This window comes from Sulfitobacter sp. F26204 (assembly GCF_026410305.1).
In the GTDB taxonomy this organism is placed as follows: Bacteria; Pseudomonadota; Alphaproteobacteria; order Rhodobacterales; family Rhodobacteraceae; genus Sulfitobacter.
The window spans coordinates 473,901-493,480 of sequence record NZ_JAPMLQ010000002.1 but is presented as its reverse complement, the minus strand read 5'-3'; the positions used below and the strand labels follow the sequence as shown (position 1 = coordinate 493,480).

General features: G+C 54.9%; 23 protein-coding genes. 12 read left to right on the top strand and 11 right to left on the bottom strand.

The window, feature by feature from the left end:
• Positions 1 to 7: 7 nt before the first annotated feature.
• The 3 genes from OS190_RS06375 to OS190_RS06365 are packed head-to-tail and all read left to right on the top strand — an operon-like array spanning position 8 to position 3,351.
• Positions 8 to 685 carry a type 1 glutamine amidotransferase gene (locus OS190_RS06375; RefSeq protein WP_267157824.1) on the top strand — a complete coding sequence of 226 codons (678 nt, stop codon included), beginning with the start codon at positions 8 to 10 and terminating at the stop codon, positions 683 to 685.
• Positions 685 to 2,043, top strand: coding sequence for a glutamine synthetase family protein (locus OS190_RS06370; protein WP_267157823.1), 1,359 nt, complete (start codon positions 685 to 687; stop codon positions 2,041 to 2,043). The genes OS190_RS06375 and OS190_RS06370 overlap by 1 nt, the downstream gene beginning before the upstream one ends.
• A 3-nt stretch (positions 2,044 to 2,046) precedes the next feature.
• Positions 2,047 to 3,351 carry an NAD(P)/FAD-dependent oxidoreductase gene (locus OS190_RS06365; protein ID WP_267157822.1) on the top strand — a complete coding sequence of 435 codons (1,305 nt, stop codon included), beginning with the start codon at positions 2,047 to 2,049 and terminating at the stop codon, positions 3,349 to 3,351.
• A 10-nt stretch (positions 3,352 to 3,361) separates the two neighbouring features.
• Here OS190_RS06365 and phaR read toward each other — a convergent pair whose 3' ends face one another.
• The 4 genes from phaR to OS190_RS06345 form a co-directional block, all read right to left on the bottom strand.
• Positions 3,362 to 3,919 carry a polyhydroxyalkanoate synthesis repressor PhaR gene (gene phaR, locus OS190_RS06360; protein WP_267157821.1) on the bottom strand — a complete coding sequence of 186 codons (558 nt, stop codon included), beginning with the start codon at positions 3,917 to 3,919 and terminating at the stop codon, positions 3,362 to 3,364.
• Positions 3,892 to 4,356, bottom strand: coding sequence for a hypothetical protein (locus tag OS190_RS06355; RefSeq protein WP_267157820.1), 465 nt, complete (start codon positions 4,354 to 4,356; stop codon positions 3,892 to 3,894). The genes phaR and OS190_RS06355 overlap by 28 nt, the downstream gene beginning before the upstream one ends.
• Before the next feature lie 299 nt (positions 4,357 to 4,655).
• Positions 4,656 to 5,099 (bottom strand): phasin family protein, encoded by a 444-nt coding sequence (locus tag OS190_RS06350; protein WP_267157819.1) that lies wholly within the window; start codon positions 5,097 to 5,099, stop codon positions 4,656 to 4,658.
• Between the two features lie 154 nt (positions 5,100 to 5,253).
• Positions 5,254 to 7,059: a PHA/PHB synthase family protein gene (locus OS190_RS06345; RefSeq protein ID WP_267157818.1), complete on the bottom strand. Its 1,806-nt coding sequence runs from the start codon at positions 7,057 to 7,059 to the stop codon at positions 5,254 to 5,256.
• Positions 7,060 to 7,163: 104 nt separating this feature from the next.
• Here OS190_RS06345 and phaZ point away from each other — a divergent pair, with 104 nt between their 5' ends.
• Positions 7,164 to 8,447 (top strand): polyhydroxyalkanoate depolymerase, encoded by a 1,284-nt coding sequence (gene phaZ / locus OS190_RS06340; protein WP_267157817.1) that lies wholly within the window; start codon positions 7,164 to 7,166, stop codon positions 8,445 to 8,447.
• Positions 8,448 to 8,450: 3 nt separating this feature from the next.
• Positions 8,451 to 9,014, top strand: coding sequence for a DUF6151 family protein (locus OS190_RS06335; RefSeq protein ID WP_267157816.1), 564 nt, complete (start codon positions 8,451 to 8,453; stop codon positions 9,012 to 9,014).
• Between the two features lie 23 nt (positions 9,015 to 9,037).
• On the opposite strand, the gene OS190_RS06330 is transcribed toward OS190_RS06335, so the two are convergent.
• The 4 genes from OS190_RS06330 to OS190_RS06315 form a co-directional block, all read right to left on the bottom strand.
• Positions 9,038 to 9,748: an alpha/beta fold hydrolase gene (locus OS190_RS06330; protein ID WP_267157815.1), complete on the bottom strand. Its 711-nt coding sequence runs from the start codon at positions 9,746 to 9,748 to the stop codon at positions 9,038 to 9,040.
• Between the two features lie 66 nt (positions 9,749 to 9,814).
• Positions 9,815 to 10,462 (bottom strand): hypothetical protein, encoded by a 648-nt coding sequence (locus tag OS190_RS06325; protein WP_267158313.1) that lies wholly within the window; start codon positions 10,460 to 10,462, stop codon positions 9,815 to 9,817.
• Positions 10,463 to 10,479: 17 nt separating this feature from the next.
• Complete coding sequence (locus OS190_RS06320; RefSeq protein WP_267157814.1) at positions 10,480 to 10,908, bottom strand: VOC family protein; 429 nt, start codon at positions 10,906 to 10,908, stop codon at positions 10,480 to 10,482.
• 13 nt (positions 10,909 to 10,921) lie between these two features.
• Positions 10,922 to 11,674, bottom strand: a complete 753-nt coding sequence (locus OS190_RS06315; protein ID WP_267157813.1) for an alpha/beta fold hydrolase — start codon at positions 11,672 to 11,674, stop codon at positions 10,922 to 10,924.
• A gap of 112 nt (positions 11,675 to 11,786) precedes the next feature.
• On the opposite strand from OS190_RS06315, the gene OS190_RS06310 reads away from it, so the two are divergent.
• Together OS190_RS06310 and OS190_RS06305 are read left to right on the top strand one after the other, a co-directional pair.
• Complete coding sequence (locus OS190_RS06310) at positions 11,787 to 12,533, top strand: ArsR/SmtB family transcription factor (RefSeq protein WP_267157812.1); 747 nt, start codon at positions 11,787 to 11,789, stop codon at positions 12,531 to 12,533.
• A gap of 12 nt (positions 12,534 to 12,545) precedes the next feature.
• Positions 12,546 to 12,983, top strand: coding sequence for an MAPEG family protein (locus OS190_RS06305; RefSeq protein WP_267157811.1), 438 nt, complete (start codon positions 12,546 to 12,548; stop codon positions 12,981 to 12,983).
• Here OS190_RS06305 and OS190_RS06300 read toward each other — a convergent pair.
• Both OS190_RS06300 and OS190_RS06295 read right to left on the bottom strand, forming a co-directional pair.
• Positions 12,968 to 13,213: a hypothetical protein gene (locus OS190_RS06300; protein ID WP_267157810.1), complete on the bottom strand. Its 246-nt coding sequence runs from the start codon at positions 13,211 to 13,213 to the stop codon at positions 12,968 to 12,970. The two genes, OS190_RS06305 and OS190_RS06300, sit on opposite strands and share 16 nt — an antisense overlap.
• An 86-nt stretch (positions 13,214 to 13,299) precedes the next feature.
• The gene (locus OS190_RS06295) at positions 13,300 to 14,115 is read right to left on the bottom strand and encodes a creatininase family protein (protein WP_267157809.1); all 816 of its coding nucleotides are present in this window, start codon (positions 14,113 to 14,115) and stop codon (positions 13,300 to 13,302) included.
• A 143-nt stretch (positions 14,116 to 14,258) separates the two neighbouring features.
• Between OS190_RS06295 and thrS the strand changes: the two genes are divergently transcribed.
• From thrS to OS190_RS06270, 5 genes are all read left to right on the top strand, one after another.
• The gene (gene thrS / locus OS190_RS06290) at positions 14,259 to 16,208 is read left to right on the top strand and encodes a threonine--tRNA ligase (protein WP_267157808.1); all 1,950 of its coding nucleotides are present in this window, start codon (positions 14,259 to 14,261) and stop codon (positions 16,206 to 16,208) included.
• Between the two features lie 226 nt (positions 16,209 to 16,434).
• Entirely contained in the window at positions 16,435 to 16,740 is a 306-nt protein-coding gene (locus tag OS190_RS06285; RefSeq protein WP_267157807.1) for a BufA1 family periplasmic bufferin-type metallophore, read from the top strand.
• A 59-nt stretch (positions 16,741 to 16,799) separates the two neighbouring features.
• On the top strand, positions 16,800 to 17,648 hold the full coding sequence (gene bufB / locus OS190_RS06280; protein WP_267157806.1) for an MNIO family bufferin maturase: 849 nt from the start codon (positions 16,800 to 16,802) through the stop codon (positions 17,646 to 17,648).
• The gene (locus OS190_RS06275) at positions 17,645 to 18,403 is read left to right on the top strand and encodes an HvfC/BufC N-terminal domain-containing protein (protein WP_267157805.1); all 759 of its coding nucleotides are present in this window, start codon (positions 17,645 to 17,647) and stop codon (positions 18,401 to 18,403) included. Before bufB ends, OS190_RS06275 begins: the two co-directional genes overlap by 4 nt.
• Positions 18,400 to 18,942 carry a DoxX family protein gene (locus tag OS190_RS06270; protein WP_267157804.1) on the top strand — a complete coding sequence of 181 codons (543 nt, stop codon included), beginning with the start codon at positions 18,400 to 18,402 and terminating at the stop codon, positions 18,940 to 18,942. The genes OS190_RS06275 and OS190_RS06270 overlap by 4 nt, the downstream gene beginning before the upstream one ends.
• Before the next feature lie 30 nt (positions 18,943 to 18,972).
• Here OS190_RS06270 and OS190_RS06265 read toward each other — a convergent pair whose 3' ends face one another.
• Positions 18,973 to 19,293 carry an ArsC/Spx/MgsR family protein gene (locus OS190_RS06265; RefSeq protein WP_267157803.1) on the bottom strand — a complete coding sequence of 107 codons (321 nt, stop codon included), beginning with the start codon at positions 19,291 to 19,293 and terminating at the stop codon, positions 18,973 to 18,975.
• Positions 19,294 to 19,580: the final 287 nt, after the last annotated feature.

Sequence of the window (19,580 nt, the reverse complement as noted above, 5' to 3'; positions counted from 1 at the left end):
ACATTCCATGAAAATCGGCATCCTCATCACGGGGAACCCACCCGAAGAACTCGCTCAAAACGGTCATTATGGCACCTATTTCCGCCACCTTCTGGGTGACGACGGTTTCACCTATCAATATTGGTCTGTTGTAGACGGCGAATTGCCCGATAGCGTCACAGATGCTGATGGCTGGCTGATCACGGGCAGCAAACATGGTGCCTATGAGGATCATCCCTGGATTCCCCCGCTCGAACAGTTCATTCGCGCGAGTTACGACGCCCACATTCCCATGATCGGCGTCTGTTTCGGCCACCAGATCATCGCACAGGCCATGGGCGGCAAGGTCGAGAAATTTGCGGGCGGTTGGTCGGTCGGTGCCGTCGATTACACGCTGGACGGCGAATCCGTGGCAATTAATGCCTGGCATCAGGATCAGGTCGTCGAAAAACCGCAAACGGCAAAGGTGATCGGCTCAACTGATTTTTGTGCCAATGCTGCCCTGCTCTACGGCGACCGGTTTTGGACAATCCAGCCGCATCCGGAATACGATCATGATTTTATCGAAGCATTGATAAAATTTCGCGGCAAGGGGCTGGTACCAGAAGATCAGCTTGCCACCGCGATGGAGCGCCTGAACACCCCACTAGACACCACATCCGTTGCAAAGAAAATGAGAGATTTTTTCAAGAAAGAGAGGGCCTGATGGCCGATTGGATCAAAGACCTGCCCAACGCAGCGCAGGAATATCTCGAAGGCAGGCGGCTGGACGAAGTAGAATGCATCATTTCCGATTTGCCCGGAATTGCGCGTGGTAAAGCGGTGCCTGCCTCAAAATTTTCAAGGCAGAAATTTTTCCATCTGCCCGACAGCATCTTTTACCAAACCATTACCGGGGACTGGAGCGAAGCCGCCGGAGAGGAAGGCTTTACCGAAAAGGACATGGTCCTGAAGCCGGACATGAGCACCGCCACCGCCGCACCCTGGACCGGCGACTGGACCTTGCAAGTCATTCACGACGCCTATGACCGTCACGACAATCCGGTCGGATACTCGCCCCGCAACGTGTTGAAACGCGTGGTTCAACTCTACCGCGACAAGGGTTGGGAACCAGTGGTTGCACCGGAAATGGAGTTTTTCCTGGTTGCCCGCAACCTTGACCCGGCGCAGGAGATCAAGCCGATGATCGGCCGCTCGGGGCGCCCCGCCGCCGCCCGACAGGCCTATTCGATGACCGCCGTGGACGAATTCGGCCCCGTGATCGACGACATCTATGATTTCGCCGAAGCGCAGGGGTTCGAGATCGACGGTATCACGCAGGAAGGGGGCGCAGGCCAGCTTGAAATCAACCTGATGCACGGGGATCCGGTAGATCTTGCCGATGAGGTGTTCTTCTTCAAGCGTTTGATCCGCGAAGCCGCGATGCGCCACGAATGCTATGCGACCTTCATGGCCAAGCCGATCGCAGATGAACCCGGTTCTGCCATGCACATCCACCACTCTATCTTGGACCTCAAGACCGGGAAAAACATCTTTTCTGATGCCAAAGGCGGTGAAACGACCGCATTCAGACATTTCATCGCAGGTCTTCAAAACCATATGCCAAGCGCTTTGGCGGTGATCGCACCCTATGTGAACAGCTATCGCCGCTATGTCAAAGATCACGCCGCGCCGATCAACCTGGAATGGGGCTATGACAACCGCACCACGGGCATCCGTGTGCCGCTTTCCAACCCTCGCGCGCGTCGCGTCGAGAACCGCCTTGCCGGGATGGATTGCAATCCCTATCTGGCCATCGCGGCATCATTGGCCTGCGGCTATCTCGGTCTGATGGAAGCCAAAGACCCCGCCGAACATTTCAAGGGCGACGCCTATGACGGAGATGGCGACATCCCGCATGTACTGGGCGAGGCGCTTGATATATTTGAAGAAGCCACCGCATTACATGAGGTTCTGGGTCCTGAGTTTGCCCGTGTCTACGCCATCGTCAAACGCACCGAATACGACGAATTCCTTCATGTGATCTCGCCCTGGGAGCGCGAGCATCTGCTGCTGAACGTCTGACACATGAACCTGCTTTATTCGAATGACAAACGTGGCCAATATCCGGACAGTTGGTATGCGGCCACTGCCGCACCTTTGGACCGCTTTGCGCCTCTGAAAGGCGCAATCAAAGCGGATGTATGTGTCGTTGGCGGCGGATATACCGGACTGGTCGCTGCCCTGCATCTGGCTGAAGCGGGGCGCGACGTGGTCCTGCTTGAAGCGCAACGGGTCGGTTTCGGCGCGTCCGGCCGCAATGGCGGACAACTGGGCAACGGGCAACGGGTGGAGCAGAAACAGCTAGAGCGGATGGCAGGAGAAGCACATGCCGCCAAGCTGTGGAACATGGGCCTTGAGGCTGTCACGCTGGCAAAGGACCTGATTGCAAAACACAAGATTGACTGCCACTTGAAACCCGGTATCGCCTGGACCGCTTCCACCCAGGGTGATCTTGCCCATATCCATGAATACGCCGATTTCCTACGCACACGTTACCGATATGACCAGATCGAAACCCTGGATCATGCCGCCTTACAATCGGTTTGCCCTTCACCTGACTATCTGGGTGGCTTTCTTGATTTGGGGGCGGCGCATTTGCATCCCTTGAACTATGCTCTGGGTCTGGCGCGGGCCGCACGTGACGCCGGTGTACGGATTTTCGAAGCAACCGCCGTCCATCACATCGAGGAAGGTGAACAGGCCAGGATACAGACCGACGCCGGGCACGTGATGGCAAAACATGTTATTCTGGGTTGTAACGGCTATCTTGGCGGGTTGAACAGAAGTGTCGCGGCCCGGGTCATGCCCATCAACAATTTTATCGTGGCAACTGAGCCTTTGGGCGATCGTGTCAAAGACGTTTTACCCCGTGACGTGGCCGTCGCCGACAGCCGTTTTGTCGTAAATTATTTCCGCATGTCCCACGACGGACGGCTGCTGTTTGGGGGGGGCGAAACCTATGGTTACAAATTTCCCATCGACATCGCAGCCAAGGTGCGCAAGCCGATGTCAGTGGTGTTTCCCCAACTCAAAAACGTCAAGATCGACTATGCTTGGGGCGGCACATTGGCCATCACGATGAAACGGCTCCCCTATATGGCGCGGGTCGGACGAAACATTCTGTCTGCTTCTGGATATTCCGGGCACGGTGTCGGCACCGCTACACATGCAGGCATGCTGATGGCACGCGCGATTCAAGGCGACAGCGACGGCTTTGACACCATGTCGCTGATCCCGACGCCAGCCTTTCCTGGCGGTAGCGCCCTGCGCACACCGCTCTTGACCCTCGCGATGAGCTGGTATGCCATGCGGGATCGGCTGGGAATCTAAAAGCTTGGGCTCACTTGAGTTTTGACAGCTTTTCCTGAAGGTCGGCCAATTGTTTTTTGATCGCTTCCAGATCTTCTGCAGGTTCTGCTTCTGCCTTGGCCTCGGGCGCTGGCGCGCTTTTGGCAACATTGCCCCAGCCGCCGGTCATTGCCTTCATAAAGGCTTCTTGCTGTGCTTGCATCGCTTCCAACCCCGGCATCTTGGCAATGGGATTGGCCGAGGTCATATTTTCCATCATCTTGGTCTGGCCGTCACGCAGCATATCAAAGGAAGCCTGCAAAAATTGTGGCATACCCGACACTTTCCCCGTCATATAGCTGCGCACGAGATCGTTCAAAACACCAACCGGCAAAACGGATTCGCCTCGGCTTTCGTGTTCCGCAATAATTTGCAGCAAATACTGGCGGGTCAGATCATCACCGGATTTAAGGTCAACAATCTGCACTTCGCGGCCATCGCGGATGAAACCGGATATATCCTCAAGGGTGACGTAATCGCTTGTCTCGGTATTATAAAGCCGCCGCGACGCATAGCGTTTGATCAACAGGGGTTTGGATGTATCCGCCACGGTGTTCCTCCCGAAATACGTGCTGCAACGCAGCTTAGGGCGGGACGCAGGAAAATGAAAGGCCACTTTGCAAAGGGCAAACTGCCCGCCTTTTGTTTGGCAACGTGGATGCGGGCGGGACCGTAAAGGCGATCATCCCCGTCACGCACGTCATAAACCCAGCCGCCAACAACGAAAGCAGTGCCAACCCTGCTTTCAAGTCCATGCATTGCGGTTTCAACACATGACCCGAACGCTTCGAAACTCCAATCCTCGCCAAACGCGAATCCGGCGCGCGTATTTGCATCTGTCAGGTGATCCTTAACCAATGACGGATCACCAGGCGCCGGGTTGATGTCGAAATGTCCAGACCGTATCTGAACATTGCCGCCCCCACTGTCGACAAGTTCAAGCTGAAAGGCGTTTTCATTGTCTTTCTGTCGATCAAAATGGCCCACACTTTTTCACGTCACCACAAAGCTGCGCGCTCGTTGTTGAAACCCCAAAAGATTTCCTTGTCCGGATCATTCGTGCCGCAGGATGCCATCGTCTGGCAGATTTGTATGAAAACTCTCACTTCAATCTGCGCCTGATATGCAGAGAAACCAAAGCTCCGGTCAAGGAACGCCAAGTGTTTTTCAAATTTCAGAAATTTTCCAGCCCTCCAAACGACAAAGGGCGGGTTCCAAAGAACCCGCCCTGTCCCACGCGTATCAGGGAGGAATTGCGTGAGATGATCTAGCCGAGGGAGCGGCTATTACTTTGCTGTCGCTTTTTTCGCAGCAGCTTGTACGTCGCTTGTGGCTTTCTTGACGGCCGCAGATGCTTCTTCCTGCACGTCTTTTCCAGCAGCCATCATCAGTTCAACAGTTTCCATCTGAACTTTTTTCGCGATTTCTGCGAATGCTGCCATGTGCTCGGCTGCGCCTTCGGAATAAGCAGAAGCGAAGTCTGTCATGGCTTTTGCGTAGTCAGCAGGCTCGGCTTTGGCTTTTGCCATTTCTGCCATCTTGGCAACGGTGTCTTTTGTCCACTTTGAAGAAATCTCGGTGGACTTCTCAACTGCGTTCAGCGCAACGCCGGACAGTTTTTCGTTCAGTGTTGCTGTTGTCTTGAACGCATCGCCCATCGCGGCTGTATCAACCGGGAAAGAAGCCATTACGTCTTTGAGAATTGCTGTCATGTCTGGTGTCTTTGTCATTTTTCTATCCTTAGTTTGCGTTTTCTATCTTTCGGCGCTCCGGGATGCCCCGTCATGCTGCGTCTGCAAACTATATAGATGCTGCAATGCAGCAATGCAAGGGTTATTCTGCACTGCAGCATTGCCAGTCATATCAACAAAATCGTCAATACATTCAGCGATTTGCCTTCTTGGCCACATATTCTCCCGGCGCATCCGAGATTATTTTTCGACCACCGTCACCCGGATTTCTGGCGGGAATCATCTTTCCTGACTGTTTATCCAGCCACTTGCCCCAACGCGGCCACCATGATCCGGTGTGGAATTCGGCCCCCTCTAACCAATCTTCGTAACCCAGGTTCAAATCCTCATTGGTATAGTGACCGTATTTTCCCTTGGAGGGAGGATTGACGATACCCGCAATATGGCCCGATTGGGTCATGATAAAGGTCTTGTCCTTCGACCCCATTTGCTGAACTCCGCGATAGCTGTCCTTCCAGGGCGCGATATGATCGGTTTCACATGCAATCGCGCACAGCGGCACATCAACATCTTCCAGCCCCAGACGATGACCCATCAGCTCATAACCGCCTTCCGCCAGTTCATTGCGCTGGCACAGACCGCGCAAATACTGCATCGCCATCTTTGCGGGCAGATTGGCGCCATCCCCGTTCCAATAAAGAAGGTCAAAGGCCGGCGGGGTCTCACCCATCATGTAGCTTTTGACCGCAGGCCCATAGACCAGGTCATTTGAACGCAAGAAGGAAAAGGTGCGCGCCATGATGAGCGACGGCAGGATACCCTTGTCTTCGGTCTCTGCCTCAATACCGTCGATGAAGTCATCGGTGAGGAACGGTCGGAATTCGCCCTGATCCCCAAAATCTGTGAGGGCTGTAAACAATGTGGCTGATTTGATCGATTTATCACCACGCTGTTTCATCAACGATAGCGTCAGCGACAGGGTCGTGCCCGCGATACAATAGCCGACCGCATTCACCTGTTTCTCGCCGGTAATTGCCTTTACCTCATTCACCGCCGCGAGGTAGCCATCCTCGATATAGTCCTCCATGCCCACATCGCGATAGGTCGCATCCGGATTCACCCAAGAGATCATGAACAACGTGTACCCTTGATCCAGAAGCCATCTGACCATGGAATTCTGTTCCTTTAGATCAAGGATATAAAACTTGTTGATCCACGGCGGAAAGATAAGCAATGGTGTCTTGTGCACGGTTTCGGTCGTGGGTGTATATTGTACCAGCTCGAACATCCGGTTGCGGAAAACAACCTTACCCGGAGTCGTGGCGATGTTTCGCCCCAACTCAAATGCTGATTCGTCTGCCAGTTTGACAATCAATTCCCCGTCATTGGCCTCGAGATCGGAAATCAGATTTTCCAACCCCTTGATCAGACTTTCGCCCTCGGTATCAACAGCGCGCTGCAAGGCATCGGGATTGGTGGCAAGGAAATTGGTTGGGCTCATCAGATCAATAATCTGGCCACTAAAGAAGGCCAGCCGCTGTTTTTCGCGCGGGTCCATGTCGGAAACATCTTCGACCGCCTGTTTCACAGCTTCGGCATTGATCAAATACTGCTGTTTGACGAAGTTGAAATAGGGGTGCGTTTCCCAAAGCGGGTTGGCAAATCTGCGATCGGTCCCTGTTTTATCTTCGGGCGCGGTCATTTTACCTTTGGCCAGCGCCTGTTGCGCATCCATGAAATGTGTGACGGTTTTCGTCCAGAACCCCATCTGATGCTCCATCAGTTTAGCGGGATTCGTCAGCGCCTCGGACATATAGGCCTGCCCTGCTTTTGTGAACAATTCCTGATTTGGGCCATCAAGTGCTTGTTGATGGGTCTGGCGATTACTCATCACCTGCCCCAATCTTTCGGTCAGGGCCTCTACTTTCTTAAGGTTCTCGGCCATCCGTGTCATGGATGCCTCGGTTGCTGCTTTCTGATCTGTGGTATTAGTTGTCATCTTAATCTTTTGCTCCTATCTTCGCAGTTGCAGCATAATGTCATCCATATTCAGGGGTTGGATTGGCAGTGTGCCCAAACCCGGGCCTGAACAGGAGACCCCACATGCGACAAATGGCAACTTACGACCTTATGGAAACGGTACGGAATACCAACCAATGGCTCGGTGCATCTGCGCTTGCTATGGCATCCTACCCCGCTTTCGCAATGTTTCCAAACCCCGCGCTTGAATGGATGGCCGCTTGGGGTGAAGTTACCGAACGTAGTTTTTCGCGCATGGCGATGAAACCTGACTGGGACATCCCTCCTTTCGTTGGTTCGAACGGCCAGGACCGTATCGTCGTCGAAGAAGTTGTAATGGAACGTGCCTTTGGCAATCTGTTACATTTCCGTGTGCAGGGGCGTACGCTGCCCAAACGCAAGGTGCTGTTGGTGGCACCGATGTCGGGCCACTATGCAACCTTGCTGCGCTCAACAGTGATCAGCCTGCTTCCTGATTGCGACATCTATATTACCGATTGGCACAATGCCCGCGATATTCCTGTAAAAATGGGCAAGTTTGATATCGAGGATTATACACTATACCTCGTGGATTTCATGCGCGAACTGGGCGCTGATCTGCATGTTATCGCAGTCTGCCAGCCCGCACCGCTGACTCTTGCCGCAACGGCGTATCTCGCCGAAGAAGATCCCAAGGCCCAGCCGCGCACATTGACCTTGATCGGCGGGCCAATCGATCCCTCCGCGGCCCCCACCGAAGTCACCGATTTTGGTCATTCCGTAACGATGGGCCAACTTGAAAGAATCATGATCCAGCGCGTTGGTTTCAAATTCGCTGGCGCGGGGCGGTTGGTCTATCCCGGTCTGTTGCAACTTTCTTCCTTCATCTCGATGAATTCCGAAACACATGCGAATGCCTTCACGGACCAAATTTCGGCTGTTGTAAACGGAACAGCCCATGAGCATGACAAACACAACAAGTTTTATGACGAATACCTTGCTGTCATGGACATGCCAGCGGAATTCTACCTGTCAACCGTAGACCGAATTTTCAAAGCAGGCGAAATCGCCAGGAATGAATTTGTCGTCGCCGGGAAAAAGGTCGATTTCGGAAAGATCACGGATGTTGCGGTCAAGACCGTTGAAGGCAGCAAGGACGATATTTCGGCACCGGGCCAATGCATTGCTGCCCTTGATCTGTGCACCGGCCTGCCCGACAGCAAAAAGGCCAGCCACGTCGAAGAAGGCGCCGGCCATTACGGTATCTTCGCAGGTAAGAGCTGGCGGAAAAATATCAGACCCATGGTGCTGGATTTCATCAACGCCCATAGCAACGACCAAAAGCCGTCAGTAGCCAAATCCGCAAATACAAATAAAAAAATCGCCTAAGCCATGGCTGATGTCCCTTTTACATGCCGATGCGGTGGTGTGAAAGGGACGTTACATAATGTCGGTTGGGGAAATCACGCGAGATGCTTTTGCCAGTCTTGCCGTGCTGCCGACATTCATACCGGTGATCCTGATCCAGGGGATGGCGGCATCACCGTGTTTCAGACGACTCCTGACAAGATTACCTTTGAGACCGGACAAAACAAACTTGTCTGCTTTTCCTTTGGTCCCAAGAACCTGTTGCGCTGGCAGGCCGAGTGCTGTGGTGCGTTGCTTTTCAACACCTTGCGAACACCACATGTGCCCTTTGCCGCCCTTCGTACAAGCCGAATCCCAGAACCTGACCGATTGGGCCCGGTCCGCTCGCGTGGGTTTATTCCAGATAAGAACGGCAGGCATCGTCATGAAGGCATGAGACATCTGGTTCTGGGCATGATCGGACGTTCACTGTTTGCGCGGCTCACAGGGCGCTGGAAACAAACACCTTTCTTTGATCTTGGCACGTCACGGCCAGTTGCCGAGGTGCGGGTCCTGCCCGAAGGTGCCCGCCACGATATACTGAAGTAGCACTGCACGAGCATTCTACAGGACTATTGCAGGACCAGAGGTTGCTTCATCCATTTGCGTAGGGCTGCCGTAGTCTGCGCCGGTTGTTCAAGGGTTGGCAGATGCCCCGCATCTTCAAGAACGACCAATTCGGCATAGGGAATCAGTTCCGCCATGAATGTGTGCCGTTTGACGGGACATAACTGATCATGTTCCCCACAAAGCACCAGGGCGGGTGTCCGGCACTTGCGCAGCACTGCTTGTTGGTCGCGCCGCCGCTGCATCGCGCGCGACTGTCGGATAAAAACCTCTGGCCCCAGGGTTTCAGCCATGTCCATCACCAGTTCCATCACCTCGGCGCGGAAAGGTCCGGGAGCCAGATATTGCGGCTTCATTTCGTCGCGCATGACCTCAAGCAACCGACCAGACCGCACTTTGACGATTTGCGGCTCCCGGTTGGCGGCAATCGCCGGTGTTTCGGCCAAGGGATTCGTATCCATCAACGCAATGCGCGAAACACGATCAGGTGCGCGGCGCAGCAGTTCCATTGCTACAACACCCCCCATTGCCAGACCGGCCAGGGCAAAGCGCGCAGGCAATAGATCGAGCAGACTAGAAGCGATTTCCTCGATCCGCTCACCCTGCGTAATCGGGGCAACCATCACTGCCATATCCGATGAAAGTTCGGCAATCTGAGGGCCGAATACCCGCGCATCACACATCATGTCGGGCAGCAGCACCAAAGGTTCGGCCATCAAAAGATACCCATTTGAAAATGCATGTAAGTACTGCCCTGCCCAAGCCTTGGATCTGTCATGACCTCAAGGCGATTTTGACGCAGCATACGCCGGGGCAACGGGATGCCTCAACCCCCGAAAAGGGGGGAAATCCGCGTATCGTGACTGCCGATCTGCCAGAGCTTCATCAGGGTCCGCCCCCGGGTGCAACAACATGCCACGTGGCTTGATATAGCTTGAGATAGTGCGCCTGGGCATTGGCCTCCACACCAGATTGAGCGCGGCCAGTTTGGGGAAAAACCACATCTCCGAATAGGATATGTGATCGTGAATCCACCATGCCAGATCGCGCCAGTCGCGGCCTTGCGCATATTGATCAGCAAACCAGGGCACCACGATCGACGCACCCGCCACTGCCTGCGCATCCTGCCCCCAATCCCAGATGTGGCATTCAAGCGGGTTGTCATTCGCGGCACAATTCAGTTTGTTTTCATTGCCAAATTGATTGAGTTGCCGGGACCGATAGCCGGAACGCACCGCAATCCGGCCAAAGGTTTCTTCAAGCGGGTCCATCAAAGCAGCACAAAACGCACGGCCATTCGCCAGCGCCAGCTCTGGATCATCCGGAACGTTCGGCACACCATGAAAACCTGAAATTTCCGAATACATGAAATCCCGCATGAAAAAGTACCGCGACAGCCGTTGCCGGCCGAAGGTCTCAAGGCTCCACATACTCGCGGGCTTGCGCATCAGCCAAAGCCATTCCAACGGAACTCACCCGCGTCCCCGAGAGGCGAAAACGGGTTATATGCGACCTCCCAGATATGTCCTTCGGGATCCGAAAAATATCCGATGTGTCCGCCCCAAAAGACATCGCCTGCGGCTTTCAACACCTTTGCGCCCGCGGTTTGGGCAAGATTCATCAGGCGGGAAACTTCTTCTTTGGTGCGCACGTTGTAGCTTAATGTCATGGCTCCATGACCAAGGCTATTTATATCCACCCCGATGTCCTCGGCCAGTTTTTCCAACTGGTACAGCGCCAGGGTTTGCCCGATCAGATCATAGGCAATCACCCCGTCTTGTGTCTCGACCCGCACCCAACCCAGTGCATCATAAAAGGCCGACAGTGCTGCGGCATCTCTTACACCAAGTGTGATAAGTGAAATGCGTTGCTCCATTTAATTTTACCTTTCAATCGCCTACCGACAAAACTTGATCTATCGCATCAACGATCAATCCAAGACACGGACCATCTGAAAACCGGTGATCCGCATCTTTGACCAATTGCAACCGCATGTCCGGCCCGGTCGCGTGCTCCAACAAGCGCACGGCAGTTTCGACGCTGACGGCCGTGTCCGCCGTGCCTTGCAAAAAACGTACAGGAAAGGGCAAAGGCAAGGGATCGCGCAGGACCAGCTGTTTGCGACCGTCCTCGATCATCCGTCTGGTGATCACATAGGGCTCCATGTAGTCAGACGGGAGTTCCACATGTCCGGTGGTTTGCATTGCCTCTTTTTGCGCATCGCTGAAAGATGCCCAATAGCCATCCTCGGTAAAATCCGGGGCCGCTGCGATTGTAACAAGCCCGGCAATGCGTTCTGGAATAGCCCGCGTCAGTAGCAAGGCTTGCCATCCCCCCATTGACGAGCCTACCGGAAGGATCGCTCCATCGGTCAAGGCATCGATCGCTGCCAAAGTGTCGTCTGCCCAGTCGCCGATACATCCATCTGTGAACACACCCGACGATTCGCCGTGACCGGAATAGTCAAACCGCAGGAATGCACGGCCTTCCTTTCTGGCCCATTGTTCTAAAAAAACCGCCTTGGTGCCCTGCATGTCGGATTTCAATCCCCCAAGAAAAACCACACATGGACCGTGCCCTTCAGTGCGGTGATAGGCCAACCTGCGCCCTTGTTTTGTTGATAAAAACGATGTTTCGACCATGAATGCCCTCCTGCTTTACGCGATCATGCGCGCGACTTTCCACAGACACAACCTTCAGATAATTACGTGACTCTATTGTCACGTGACTAATTTATTACCTATAGTGCCCTATATGGATGCAGTCTTCAAAGCACTTGCCGATCCGGCCCGTCGCACCCTTTTGGACGCGTTGCGCCAAAAGGACGGACAAACTTTGCAAGAGTTGACGGAACTGCTTGATATGACCCGATTTGGCGTGATGAAGCACCTGAATGTGCTGGCAGAAGCCCATCTGGTCGTGACCCACAAGAAAGGCCGGTTCAAATACCACTATTTGAACGCAGTGACCCTGCAACAGACCATAGATCGCTGGATTGAGCCGATGCGCTCCAAACCGGTAGCACGAGCGGTACTAGACCTCAAATCATCCCTCGAAAGGAACGATCAAATGACCAAACCAGACTTTATGATGCAGACATTTATCCGCTGCACGCAAGATGCGTTATGGGACGCGTTGAGCAATCCCGAAAGCATGTCTGCCTACCATTTTCTTGGCGCTCGGGTAGAGGGCGAAGCCCGTGTTGGCGGTAAACTGAACTGGATCATGCCTGACGGCAATTCGATGCTGACGCAGCAACCGACCAAAGTTGTGCCAAAGACGCGGATCGAAGCGACCTTCGAACCGCATTTCTTCGGGCCCGATGCTGCGGCATCACGCATGGCATTCTTGATCGAACCACAGGGAGACATCTGCAAGCTCACCATCGAACATTACGACCTGCCCGAGGGGCAAGAAGGCTCTGGTGAAGGATGGGCGCGTCTGGCCGCTTCTCTCAAGTCCTGGCTCGAGACTGGCACAGCCTTGAAATCTTCAATGTAAGGGACTGGTTTTATGGATGCTTTCCCAACGGAACTTGGTATTCTTGCCTGCCTCAGCCTGTTCGCGGCCTCCCTTTGGCTACCCTATGTGGTCGGTGCCGCACGCCAAACCGAAACCGGCGGTACGCTGGATCCTTTCCAGCGACCTGCAGATCTGCGCCAATTACCGGCATGGGTGCACCGCGCGCACCGTGCCCATCTGAACCTACTGGAACAATTTTTGCCTTTTGCGGTTCTGGTTTTGATCGTGGATCGCGTCGACGGCTTTGGCACGCTAACCTACTGGACCGCGATTGTATATTTCTGGGTCAGGGTCGCCCATGCAATCGGCATGATCAGTGGCATGGCACGTATGCCTCTGCGTCCAATGCTTCATAACATCGGCTGGGTGTGCTGCTTGTTGATGGGCTATGCGGTTTTCGTAGCGGGTCTGGCTCAACCGCTGACGTAAACGTCTGATTTGGGCCGGTAAAAGATCTTTTGATCATGCAGCCGGCCCAACAAAGCCTCACCTTTGCGCAGGTTTTCTTCAATCTCGCGATTGGTCTTGGCCCGCTCTGCATTCGCGTCAGGGTTCACCAGCTTTTGCATCGACAATTCCCGCGCATGAGCCCGCAGTGCTTCTTCGATCAGTTCCATGTCATCAACGGTCAGTTGGAAGGTACTATTGTAGCCGGACATCAAGTTCCCCTTGCGCTGTGATGGGCTGAAACTATACGCCCCCCTGCCATGGTCAATGTGTTTCTGCCATTACATTACGTCGCTGTTCAGCGCCGAAACGGAACACCACCTGCACCGCTTCCGCGCTGGTCCACCGGTGCGGCCCATGTATCGGCATCAAGAATCATCGCCGCAATCGCTTCGGCCGCTGCCTCGAACAACCGCTCCCCCTTGTCCGCGCTGGACCGTCCCGGCATGCCGGTCGCCCCATGTGATGTGGTTTGCGTATAAGGCCGCCAGCGATAGGCCGCCTTGCCCGCCCCAAGGAACCCAGCACCTGCCCCGTCAGCATTGTTCAGCGCCGCAAGGTCGGAGGTATCCACCAGCTCGCCTTCGACAGCCATCATCATCGAGGTCTCCGCCTCGCAAGCATGGGACAGGTTTTCCTGATCTTCCAGTATCTTGCCAATCTCATCCGCCGCCTCTGCCGGGTAGGTAACAGCCACAAGCGTCGCATCTAACCGTGGTGACATCTCCTCACAGAAATGCTGCATCGCGGTCATGTTGCCACCGTGAGAATTGGAAATCACAATGTCATGAAACCCGTGGCGCGTGATGGAATCAACAAGATCGCGCAAAACCGCGTGAAACGTCGCATGGCTGACTGTCAGCGTCCCGCCGAAAGGCATATGATGTTCGGACAACCCGGCCCAGACCACCGGGGTCACAACAACAGGACGTGTCGGATAGGCCTTGCGCGCGGCACGCACCGCAACTTCGTGACCCAACCGCGTATCCACCATGGTCGGCAAATGCGGTCCGTGCTGTTCAATTGACGCGACGGGCAGGATCACCACGGCATCTTGATCTGCCAAATTGCGCAGTTCCTGCGCTTTCAATCGTTGCCATTCCACTTCGACCATTGCGCAGACTCCTCAGGTTTGTTTCCATCACGTTTTCACGTGCCTGCCACGTTGACAACCCTTGGCCGTCCCGCCACATAGACCAAACACATAACCCGCAACCGGGCGTCTCGTAGGCGCCAAACTGACGAGGAGGCCCATTGATGGCGCAAATCTCACTCACCCTTCCCGATGGCAATGTCCGAAACTACGACGCAGGTATCACCGCGGGCGAAGTTGCTGCCGACATTTCGAAATCCCTAGGCAAAAAGGCAATCAGCGCCACGGTGAACGGCACACATTCCGATCTGGCCTGGCCGATTGAGGGGGATGCCGACATCGCCATCCACACGATGGCGGATGAGGAGCAAGCCAATGAGCTGGTCCGTCACGATCTGGCCCATATCATGGCGCGCGCCGTGCAGGAGATCTGGCCCGACACCAAGGTCACCATCGGCCCCGTGATCAAGGATGGCTGGTATTACGACTTTGACCGCAAGGAATCCTTCACTCCCGAAGATCTCGGCTTGATAGAGAAAAAGATGAAGGAAATCATCAACAAGAGGGATCAAGTGCGCACCGAAGTCTGGGACCGCGCCCGCGCCATCAAACATTATGAAGACAACGGCGAACCCTACAAGGTCGAACTGATCAACGCCATTCCGGGCGATGAGCCGCTGCGTATGTACTGGCATGGTGACTGGCAGGATCTGTGCCGTGGCCCTCACCTGCAGCACACAGGCCAGGTGCCCGGCGATGCCTTCAAATTGATGTCCATCGCCGGTGCCTACTGGCGCGGCGACAGTGACCGCGCCATGTTGCAACGCATCTACGGCGTTGCCTTTACCGGCAAGGAAAAGCTGCGCGCGCATCTCAATATGCTGGAAGAAGCCGCAAAACGCGATCACCGCAAGCTGGGCCGCGAGATGAACCTGTTTCACATGCAGGAAGAAGCCCCCGGTCAGGTGTTCTGGCACCCTAACGGCTGGTCGATCTACACCACCTTACAAGATTACATGCGCCGCAAACAGCGCAAGGCAGGCTATGTCGAAGTGAACACCCCGCAGGTTGTTGATCGCAAACTGTGGGAGGCCTCAGGCCATTGGGACAAATATCAAGAACATATGTTTATCGTCGAGGTGGATGAGGAACACGCCCGCGAAAAGGCCGTGAATGCGCTGAAACCGATGAACTGCCCCTGCCACGTGCAGATTTTCAACCAAGGCATGAAATCCTACCGTGACCTGCCCTTGCGCATGGCCGAATTCGGATCCTGCAACCGGTACGAACCTTCCGGCGCGTTGCACGGCATCATGCGCGTGCGCGGATTTACGCAGGATGACGGCCATATCTTCTGCCGTGAGGACCAGATTGAGGCCGAATGCGCCGCCTTCATCGACTATCTGGCCTCTGTCTACAAAGACCTCGGCTTTGAAAAATTCGAAATCATGTTTGCCACCCGCCCCGAAAAGCGGGTTGGATCAGAGGAAAGCTGGGATCACGTCGAAAACGCGCTGGAAAACGCGATCAAGGCCACCGGCTACCCCTATACGCTGGATGCAGGGGAAGGCGCTTTTTACGGCCCCAAGCTCGACTTCAAACTGACCGATGCGATTGGCCGCGAATGGCAATGTGGCACCTTTCAGGTGGACCCAAATCTGCCCGAACGTCTGAACGCGCAATTTGTCGGCGAAGATGGTGCAAAACACCGCCCCTATATGCTGCACCGCGCCTGCCTTGGGTCGTTTGAACGGTTCATCGGCATCCTGATCGAAAACTCCGCGGGCAAACTGCCCTTCTGGTTGGCACCGCGCCAAGTTGTCGTGGCCTCCATCACCTCCGAGGCGGACGACTATGTCATGGAGGTCGTCGAGACCCTGAAATCAGCGGGGGTGCGCGCCGAAGCTGACATGCGCAACGAAAAGATCAACTATAAGGTTCGCGAACATTCGGTGGGCAAGGTGCCGGTGATCCTGGCTGTAGGCGCACGCGAGGTTGAGGAAAAGACAGTCTCGGTCCGTCGTTTGGGTCAAAAGCAAACCTCTGTCCAGGCCTTGCAGGATGTCGCCGCAGAACTGCGCATTGAGGCCACCCCACCCGATTTGCGGGCCTGAATCCATTGTAACATCCCCCCCCTCCGCGCGACGGTGGCACCGCCGAGGGCGGGGGGAATTGTAACAAACAGAGGTACTTGCCCACCCGTTCCTGTAATATTTACAAACATTACGGGCCAATCCCTGACAGGATCGTGAAACACTGGCTCGTGACTGGAGTGCAGGCCATTCTGATGGTTTAGTAAGCACATTACCCGTGACCCAAGCCAAGAAAAAGGAAGTTCACATGTCAAACGCTATGAAATCAGTCGCAATTGCCGGCGCGGTCGCTGCCGCAATGACAGCCCAATCCACCACAACCGCCGAAGCAGCCTCCAAAGAGAAATGCTATGGCGTCTCCCTTGCAGGTGAAAATGATTGCGCCGCCGGGCCCGGCACCACCTGCGCCGGGACCTCTGTCACCGACTATCAGGGCAACGCATGGACCTTGGTTGATTCCGGTACATGTCAGGACATCGAACTACCGGAAATGGCCGACGGATCAGAGCGAAAAGGCTCTTTGGAGGCTCTTGATCGCGACCTGCCGGCATAAACATCCTGTCTCGGGCGGCTTGTTCGCCCCGGGACCCCGCTCAAAGAGGAACAGACGCTATGCTGGATAGGTCACGCCACTTTGAAAAACTGCCCCACGCTGCCGGCGTGGGGTACAAACCCCAGCATTTCAAGGACCTGCAATCGGATCCCGGTCCGGTCGAATGGATAGAGGTGCATGCAGAAAACTACATGGGGGATGGGGGCCGCCCCCTGGCGCAACTCGCGGCATTGTCAGAACAATTCGCCATTTCTGTCCACGGTGTCGGTCTGTCGATTGGCGGCGAAGCACCCCTGGATCGCGCCCACCTCAAACGCCTGAAGCGCCTGTGCGACTGGATCAACCCGGCCAGTTTTTCCGAACATCTCGCCTGGTCGACACATGGTACGGCTTTCTTGAATGACTTGCTGCCCCTGCCCTATACAACGGCGACGCTGGATTGTGTGGTGGATCACATCAATCAGGTACAAGATCTCCTGGGGCGGCAAATGTTGTTGGAAAACCCCTCAAGCTATCTGGCCTTTACGGAATCAACCTTCTCTGAAACCGACTTTTTAAAGGAAGTTACCCACAGAACTTCCTGTGGTCTCTTGCTGGATGTCAACAATGTATTCATTTCATCCACCAATCTTGGACTTTCGGCCCAGAACTATATTGATGCTTTCCCGACAGACAAGGTGGGGGAAATTCATGTGGGTGGCCACGACGAAGACCAAGACGATCATGGTGCGCCCCTGCTGATCGACAGCCATGGCAAACCCGTTGTCGATCCGGTTTGGGCACTGCTGGACTATACTCTTGCTCAGACAGGCACTGCTCCGATCCTTGTCGAATGGGACAACGATGTGCCTGAATGGCCCGTCCTGCGCGATGAAGCCGGACGCGCCGCACTTGCGTTGACACCGTGACCGACCAAAAGGCATTTCACGCCGGCCTTCTCGACCCGTCGCAGGCGGTTCCGGAGGGGCTCGTGGATGGCGCAGCACGGCCTGCCGGCAAACGTTATGCGGTCTATCGCAACAATGTGACGGTATCGCTGATTGAATCGATGAAAACCGCCTTTCCTCTGGTATCCAAGCTGATCGGACCTGGGAATTTCGCGAACCTGGCCGGTCTCTTTGTCCGCCGCCATCCACCGACGTCGCCGGTCATGATGTTCTATGGCCTTGAGTTCCCTGAGTTCCTGAAAACATTTGAGCCGCTCAAACATATCGGCTGCCTGCCTGACGCAGCGGCTCTCGATCTTGCATTCCGCCAATCATATCATGCGGCAGACGCCCCTGTCTTTGATAACAATAGCCTGCAAAATCTTTCACCGGAGGCCCTGCTGGCGACGACGGTGACCCTTGCGCCGGCAACACGCATAATCCGATCCGATTGGCCGCTCTACGATATTTGGAATTTCAATCAAAACCCCGAGGCTGGGAAACCGCGTAGCATATCCCAAGACGTGTTGATCACCCGACCGGCCTTTGATCCCGCCCCGCAGCCGCTCCCGTCCGGTGCCGCGCAATGGCTCGGGGCGCTGGATCGGGGGATGTCATTTGGTGAGGCATATGACAAGGTCATGATCACCACTCCCGAATTCGATCTGACGACCAGCCTGGCCCTTGCACTGCGTAGCGGCGCACTGGCCAAATTGAAACATAAGGAGCTGACATGACTGCACTTCTGGCTTTATACGCATCGCTTACCAGCAAGCTTGAGCGCGCCGACTGGTTGCTTTCCACAGTGGCGCGGTTCCTGTTCGCAGCCATCCTTATGGTGTATTTCTTGAACTCCGGCCTGACCAAATTGGGGGAAGGTCTTGCCGGTATCTGGACTCCGTCAGTGGGTGCCTACGCACAGATTTTTCCACGCGTGATCGAAATCGCAGGCTATGATGTGGAGGCTCTGTCGTTGTTTCACAAGCTTGTCGTCCTCGCGGGCACCTGGTCGGAATTCATCCTGCCGGTGCTCATTGTCCTGGGCTTTTTGACGCGTTTGGCTGCATTGGGGATGATCGGCTTTGTCGTTGTTCAATCCCTGACGGATATTCACGGACACGGGGCTTCAGATGCGCTTGGCAGCTGGTTCGATCGCTTTCCCGACGCCACGATCATGGATCAGCGCGCGTTGTGGATTTTCCTGCTGTTGGTGTTGGTTGTGAAGGGTGCAGGCCCGCTTTCCTTTGACCGGGCATTGGCCCCTGCAACATCGTGACACACTCGAAAGGTAAAGATGTCTCACCCCTTAAAGCAAAGCTTTAATTTCAAGCTCTATCGCACTGTTCCAACCTAGAAAAAAGGATTTATCCACAGCGATCAAAGGTCGCTTCATCACTGCAGGATAGGCCAAGATCAAAGTCATTGGCTGTTGCGCACGCTCGCTTTCGTTCAGCCCGCGCCACGTCGTTGAGCGTTTGTTAACCAACGCCTCCCCGAAGTGCGCCAGGGCTGCTGTCAAAATCGCTTCGGGCACCGGGTCAACGCGCACATCTCGCAGTTCCGCACCTGGCAGTGCTTTCATCACTTTACGGCAGGTATCACAGTTCTTAAGGCCATAGATGATCACGGTTGTGCGTCTCCTTTGGGACAGTCCAACGAGGTTGGCTCAGGTTTCGGTTTTCACATTTTCAACGTGAAGCCCAAGGCATTGGGGAGCCCCGGCGCAAAGCCCCCATCACAACGGCTAAATCGACGCCTTAACAAACCTTTTCACCATGCCGGGGCAGCGACCAGATCACCAGATAAAGGAAAGGACACAACAGGACAGGAATCCAGCGCACCGACAGATCACCGCAGAGGCGTCAAAACAATTTTGCGAAAATCGCATGACCGGCAATCAAGCTTTGCATCTGT

Bases quoted from the DNA above. Each gene is read 5' to 3' on its own strand.
- OS190_RS06270 (WP_267157804.1), top strand. From the start codon at position 18,400: ATGACTGCACTTCTGGCTTTATACGCATCGCTTACCAGCAAGCTTGAG.
- OS190_RS06365 (WP_267157822.1), top strand. From the start codon at position 2,047: ATGAACCTGCTTTATTCGAATGACAAACGTGGCCAATATCCGGACAGT.
- OS190_RS06325 (WP_267158313.1), bottom strand. From the start codon at position 10,462: ATGTGGAGCCTTGAGACCTTCGGCCGGCAACGGCTGTCGCGGTACTTT.
- OS190_RS06370 (WP_267157823.1), top strand. From the start codon at position 685: ATGGCCGATTGGATCAAAGACCTGCCCAACGCAGCGCAGGAATATCTC.
- OS190_RS06300 (WP_267157810.1), bottom strand. From the start codon at position 13,213: ATGTCCGGCTACAATAGTACCTTCCAACTGACCGTTGATGACATGGAA.
- phaZ (WP_267157817.1), top strand. From the start codon at position 7,164: ATGCGACAAATGGCAACTTACGACCTTATGGAAACGGTACGGAATACC.
- thrS (WP_267157808.1), top strand. From the start codon at position 14,259: ATGGCGCAAATCTCACTCACCCTTCCCGATGGCAATGTCCGAAACTAC.
- bufB (WP_267157806.1), top strand. From the start codon at position 16,800: ATGCTGGATAGGTCACGCCACTTTGAAAAACTGCCCCACGCTGCCGGC.
- OS190_RS06345 (WP_267157818.1), bottom strand. From the start codon at position 7,059: ATGACAACTAATACCACAGATCAGAAAGCAGCAACCGAGGCATCCATG.
- OS190_RS06310 (WP_267157812.1), top strand. From the start codon at position 11,787: ATGGATGCAGTCTTCAAAGCACTTGCCGATCCGGCCCGTCGCACCCTT.
- OS190_RS06350 (WP_267157819.1), bottom strand. From the start codon at position 5,099: ATGACAAAGACACCAGACATGACAGCAATTCTCAAAGACGTAATGGCT.
- OS190_RS06320 (WP_267157814.1), bottom strand. From the start codon at position 10,908: ATGGAGCAACGCATTTCACTTATCACACTTGGTGTAAGAGATGCCGCA.
- OS190_RS06330 (WP_267157815.1), bottom strand. From the start codon at position 9,748: ATGGCCGAACCTTTGGTGCTGCTGCCCGACATGATGTGTGATGCGCGG.
- OS190_RS06315 (WP_267157813.1), bottom strand. From the start codon at position 11,674: ATGGTCGAAACATCGTTTTTATCAACAAAACAAGGGCGCAGGTTGGCC.
- OS190_RS06305 (WP_267157811.1), top strand. From the start codon at position 12,546: ATGGATGCTTTCCCAACGGAACTTGGTATTCTTGCCTGCCTCAGCCTG.
- OS190_RS06285 (WP_267157807.1), top strand. From the start codon at position 16,435: ATGTCAAACGCTATGAAATCAGTCGCAATTGCCGGCGCGGTCGCTGCC.
- OS190_RS06375 (WP_267157824.1), top strand. From the start codon at position 8: ATGAAAATCGGCATCCTCATCACGGGGAACCCACCCGAAGAACTCGCT.
- OS190_RS06335 (WP_267157816.1), top strand. From the start codon at position 8,451: ATGGCTGATGTCCCTTTTACATGCCGATGCGGTGGTGTGAAAGGGACG.
- OS190_RS06295 (WP_267157809.1), bottom strand. From the start codon at position 14,115: ATGGTCGAAGTGGAATGGCAACGATTGAAAGCGCAGGAACTGCGCAAT.